Source organism: Anaerorhabdus sp. (assembly GCF_036637135.1).
In the GTDB taxonomy this organism is placed as follows: domain Bacteria; phylum Bacillota_I; class Bacilli_A; order Erysipelotrichales; family Erysipelotrichaceae; genus Anaerorhabdus.
In genome coordinates, this window is record NZ_JAVWNC010000094.1 from 1 (window position 1) to 5230 (window position 5230).

Annotated in this window: 6 protein-coding genes; 3 read left to right on the plus strand and 3 right to left on the minus strand. The window is 24.5% G+C overall.

The genetic code is table 11. The features are described from left to right. The 3 genes from RR643_RS11135 to RR643_RS11145 all read right to left on the minus strand — a co-directional run. Nucleotides 1–335: accessory gene regulator B family protein (locus RR643_RS11135; RefSeq protein WP_332483256.1), on the minus strand; the 335-nt coding region annotated here is incomplete at its 3' end. Next, complete coding sequence (locus RR643_RS11140; RefSeq protein WP_332483257.1) at nt 322–1401, minus strand: GHKL domain-containing protein; 1080 nt, start codon at nt 1399–1401, stop codon at nt 322–324. The genes RR643_RS11140 and RR643_RS11135, both read right to left, overlap by 14 nt. Before the next feature lie 197 nt (nt 1402–1598). Then, nucleotides 1599–2294, minus strand: coding sequence for a LytR/AlgR family response regulator transcription factor (locus RR643_RS11145; protein WP_332483258.1), 696 nt, complete (start codon nt 2292–2294; stop codon nt 1599–1601). A 542-nt stretch (nt 2295–2836) separates the two neighbouring features. Between RR643_RS11145 and RR643_RS11150 the strand changes: the two genes are divergently transcribed. The 3 genes from RR643_RS11150 to RR643_RS11160 form a co-directional block, all read left to right on the plus strand. After that, nucleotides 2837–3583 carry an ABC-2 family transporter protein gene (locus tag RR643_RS11150; RefSeq protein WP_332483259.1) on the plus strand — a complete coding sequence of 249 codons (747 nt, stop codon included), beginning with the start codon at nt 2837–2839 and terminating at the stop codon, nt 3581–3583. A gap of 7 nt (nt 3584–3590) precedes the next feature. Next, a complete protein-coding gene (locus RR643_RS11155) occupies nt 3591–4388 on the plus strand; it encodes an ABC-2 family transporter protein (RefSeq protein WP_332483260.1) in 798 nt (265 codons plus the stop codon). 9 nt (nt 4389–4397) lie between these two features. After that, the coding region (locus RR643_RS11160) for an ATP-binding cassette domain-containing protein (RefSeq protein ID WP_332483261.1) at nt 4398–5230 on the plus strand (833 nt) is incomplete at its 3' end.

Below are 5230 nucleotides of genomic sequence, written 5' to 3' on the forward strand. Positions count from 1 at the left end.
TAAGATAGTATTGAAATAATTTTATATAGAATAGAATTGTTATATGTAATTCCAATAAAAATAGATATAAAACAAATTCCATTAGTAATGAAGAAACACATAAGGTATGTATCTGAATGATATCCACCACAAAATGTTCTAATCAAAATCAAAAATATCATAAATTCTACTACTTGTTTAGTCGTATGTGTAGCAAATGAGATAATTAACATAGATAGAACTAAAATAAATTGACTTAAAAATAATTCAACACCATACCTTAATCTATTTAATGGATAAAGATTATCTAATGACTCATTTAGATATATTGCAATTTTTTCACTAATGTTTCTCATCGACAATTACCTTTGGAAATAAAATTTTGAAGCTAAATAGATAATTAGTTTGATCGATATGGTAACTTCCTTTGAATTTACGAATAATGGAATAAATATTTTTTAGACCATATCCATGTGTTCCATTATTTTCTTTTGAAGTGATAGTGATATCACTGTATTCTGATTCTATTGAGTTTATCACCTCAATTACATAGAAGTATTCATTTTCTAATACAGTTATTTCAACGATTTTTTTATTAGATTTTAATGAACTATATACCGCATTACTTAACAAGTTTGAAAATAGAATGCAAGTGTCTAATTCATTGAGTAAAGATAAAGAGGTATTTATGTCCACTGTGAATTGGATGGTTGAATTCTCGGTGATGAAGTTATTAATTATACTATCCAATACAATGTTATTACTATAAACCGTTGGGGATATAGAATCTGTCTTTTCAATTAATTGGTCAATAACGTCTATTGCCTTATCATATTGTTTATCGAGAATTAATGTTTTAAATAATTGGAAGTGATATTTTAAATCGTGTTTTATCATGATGATTTCTTCTTTATTTATATTTAAGTTAATTTCATATTCTTTGTAAAGTGCCATAATATTACTGTTATATTGATTAATTAAATTACTTTTTTGAATATCATTATATTTGTTTAACATAATAACTATAATAATAAAAATGACTATTAATAGAAATGATGTTACTAGAGATAGTATTCTAGATGAATTCTTTTGAATTGTAAGTACAAGTGAGTATTGTGCAACAATTATAATAAATAGAAATATTAGTAGTGAAAAGAAGACAATGATATTTTGTTTTTTAATAATTTCATTATTATTTTTATGCTTTCGAATTAGTAATACAAGAATTAGAGGGATTAATTTATTAAATATACCTCCAAAGAGATAAATCGAGGGATCTGTAAGTAGTGCAGTAGAAGATAACCCACTAATTAGTGATATGAGGTTGATTGTAATAATTGAAGTTATTCCAACAACAATAAATAATGCAAGAGATAAAAATATAATTTCTTTTTTATGTTGTTGAAATAGAAAAAAACACATGAGAATTCCTATGGAAATAAGCAAAATTGAACTTAAGGTATTTGAAAATATTTGAGCTAGTACAACATTAATGATCGAAAAGAGAATTAAAACAAACATATTAATAGTGTTTGGATATTTTTTATCTATAAATATATCGCATAATATAAAAAGTGTATATAGTTCAAGGAAGCAATAAATATAGTTTAGGATAATCATTAATAATTCCTCGCTTTTGTTAAACTAACATATTTGGAATAGAAATCTTTTTTTCTATATTTGCTTAATAAAAAAGCTTTTTTTATGTTTTTGACAAAAATTTGATTGTCTTTTATGGATATAATTTTGTGCAAATTTATAATTGTTGAGCGATTAATCTGGAAAAAATCATCATTAAGAATACTGTGTATAGAACTTATCTTTTCATTTTTTAGTATATAAATTTCGTTTTTTGCATGTAATTCAACTTTTCTATTAATAACTTCGATTGCAGATATTTGATTGTTTTTTAAAGTGATATATCCATATCGAGTTTGAAATCTATGGATTGATTGTATAAAATTGTTTTCAATTTTTTTCAAAATATTAGGTAATTGTAAATCAATTTTAGATTTTTGAATAAATCCAATTACGTTTATATCAAAACAATTTAGTATATATTTATCTTGATTGGAAACAAAAATAATTAAGCTTGAAGAATTATTGTTCTTCAAAAAATCATGAATCTCTATTCCGCTTAAGGAAGGCATTTCTATATCTAAAAATATTACATCATATTCTTGGGAGAAATATTCTTTACAAAAGAGCTTAGGGTCAGAGTATGAAGAAAGTGAATATTTATCGGTATTTTTAAAATATTCAGTAAATGAATTAAGAAATAATGTGTCATCATCAACAATCGCAATTTTTATCATCTTAAATATCCTCTCTAATATATCTTAATTTTATCATGAATTGATCTTTATATTATTCTAAATTGAAACTATTCGAACCAAAAAAATGACTATTCGAACATAGAATATTGTTTTGAGTAGTTTAAATAATTATGATGTATCTAAAGAAAGAAAGTTGAGTTGTGAAATGAAACGTTTTGAACTTGTTATGATTAGCAATGATGTTTGTTGCATTTTTAGATAGTGATAGTAAATAAATTTCTTGTTTGTGTTTGTAAATGAAAAATAATGCAGGTTAAATTGAAGAGTAATGTGTAAAATTATGGAGTAAGCTTTCTTTCTATCATCTTACTTATTTTGCGATAACTGCATTTATATTCTTATTTTATAAAAAAGAATGTGCATTAATGAATTTGGAGAAATACGGTAATATAACAAGTAAGTTTTAACATGGATTTTAGTATTTATACAAATTGTGAGGAAGATATAAAACTGTTAATAACTATGTGCAATTAGTTTTTGGAGCAAATTTTGCTCCTTCTTTATTTAATAGGAGAGAGAAAATGTTTATTGAGATTATTAAGTTACAATTAGATAAACTTAAAATGTATAAAAACAGTGTGTATTTAAATTTATTTTTTTTAGCAATAACAATATTTGTTGAATTTTCTGTATTCTCGATATTTAATGAATTTACTAATGATTTATTGGTTTATATTTTGATTTCAACGTCAATTTTTCAAGCGTCAATGACAACTCTTATTCCTGAATTTTGTAAAACGATAAAAAAAGGAGAAATTAGTAAATATTATATACGTCCAATTGATATGTTTTTATATATTTGTATGGAAGATTTTGGAGAGTCATTGAAACGTTTAATACAAGGAATAACATTTATATTACTGGGAATTTTGATATCATTATTTTTCAATAAAGTAAATATTTATTTTGTATTATTGTTTTTAATATCATTAATTTTAGGATTGATTATTGCTGTTTTAATATCAGAAATGGTTTATTCATTTGCATTCGTTATCCATAATTACAATTCGCTAAAAGCTATTCTGACATGTATAAGTTCATTATTTTCGGGAGCTTTAATTCCGTTTATTCTTCTACCAAATGCTTTTGTTGAGATTGCACAAATTACACCGTTCGCATTTGTTATTGACATACCTATAGGTTTCTTAATTGGTACAAGTAGTATTGGTGATTTAAGTCTACAAATTCTATGGATAATCATTTTATATCTAATAGGGAAATGTTTTTTCTTGAATAATACTAAAAAAATACAAATATATGGAGGGTAATAAATCGATGACTGTATACAAGTATATTAGACTTTATTTTAGTATTGTTAAGGTTAGTGTAGAAAGCCAGTTGTCATATAGATGTGATTTTATCCTTCAATTAATTATATGGACTATATATTCATTTGTGAACTTCATTGGCTTATATTTATTAATGATTAATTATGTTGAAATTGGAAGTCAAAATTTTATAGAAACAATCTACATGTTCGGATTGATTACAATTTCATATAATTTGGCAAGAATGATTGCAAGATCATTTGATAACTTTCATGTTTTGACAATGACAGGTGATTTAGATGTTTTTTACATTAGACCATTACCAATTATTTTTCAAATAATTTCATCTAATTTATTTTTAAGAAGAATTGCAGGAATTTTTCAAGGAATCGTAGTATTAATTATTTACTATCAATATGTAAATACACCTATTTACAATTTTGCATTTATAACTAGTTTAATCATATTAAACACGACAATTATGTATGTTGGATTGCTAATATGTTATGGAGCCCTTTGTTTCGTTTCTGAAAATGGTAACTTATTCCTAAATTTATTTGTGGATACTTCATCAAATATTGGTTATTATCCCTTAAAATATTTAACGGGTATTGTTAAGTATTTTTTGATAATAGTAATTCCTATATATTATGTGGTTTATATTCCAGCCACATTGTTGATTAGTGCAGATCGTGGTATTTGTTTTTCTATTTTTATTTCAAGTGTCATATCGATGATAATATTAGGATTGTCTGTAATTATTTTTAATAGAATGAGTAAGAAATATCAGAGTGTAAATAGTTAGGAGATAAGTATGATAAAAGTTAGAGAAATATTTTTTAAGTATGCAAAGGAAAATAAAGAAGCACTCAGCGGAATTAACATGAATATTTTGAACGGTGAAAGTGTTGCGTTATTAGGTTTTAATGGTTCAGGTAAGTCTACATTATTAAAGGTGATGCTAGGGATATTAAGCCCTAGAGAAGGAGAAATTTCGTATGATGATATAAACATTTCGAACAATAGAATAAGAATTGTTAGGGATATTGGAGTAGTATGGGGACAAAAAAGTAATTTATGGTGGGATGTATCAGTAAAAAGAAGTTTGCATATTCTAAAAAAGATATACAAACTTACCGATAAACATTTTGAAACTAAAATAAATGAATTGGATAGCAAATTGGAAATCAGAAAATATTGGGATAAACCACTTAGAAAACTTAGTTTAGGTCAACGCGTCAAATGTGAAATAGCAGCTGCAACATTGCATAATCCAAGCATTTTATTTTTTGATGAACCATTTATTGGGTTAGATTTTATAACGAGAAATGAAATTATTAAATTGCTTAAAGAATATAAACTAAATAATAGAAATTCAATACTTGTTCTTACTTCGCATAATATCAAGGATATCGAGGAATTATGTAGTAGAGTGATATTGATGGAATCAGGGTTGATAATTTGGGATAACTCTATTGATAATATTCAAAAGAAATTCTATAGAAAAACAATTTCCATTAAACATAACAATGAAAATTTGAATATAAATAGCACATTTAATGGAATCAATATTGAGAAAGTAAATATTGGGTTTACTAAAGTTATTCTCAATAATATAAAAGATAATGAAGTTATGATTATAAAAGA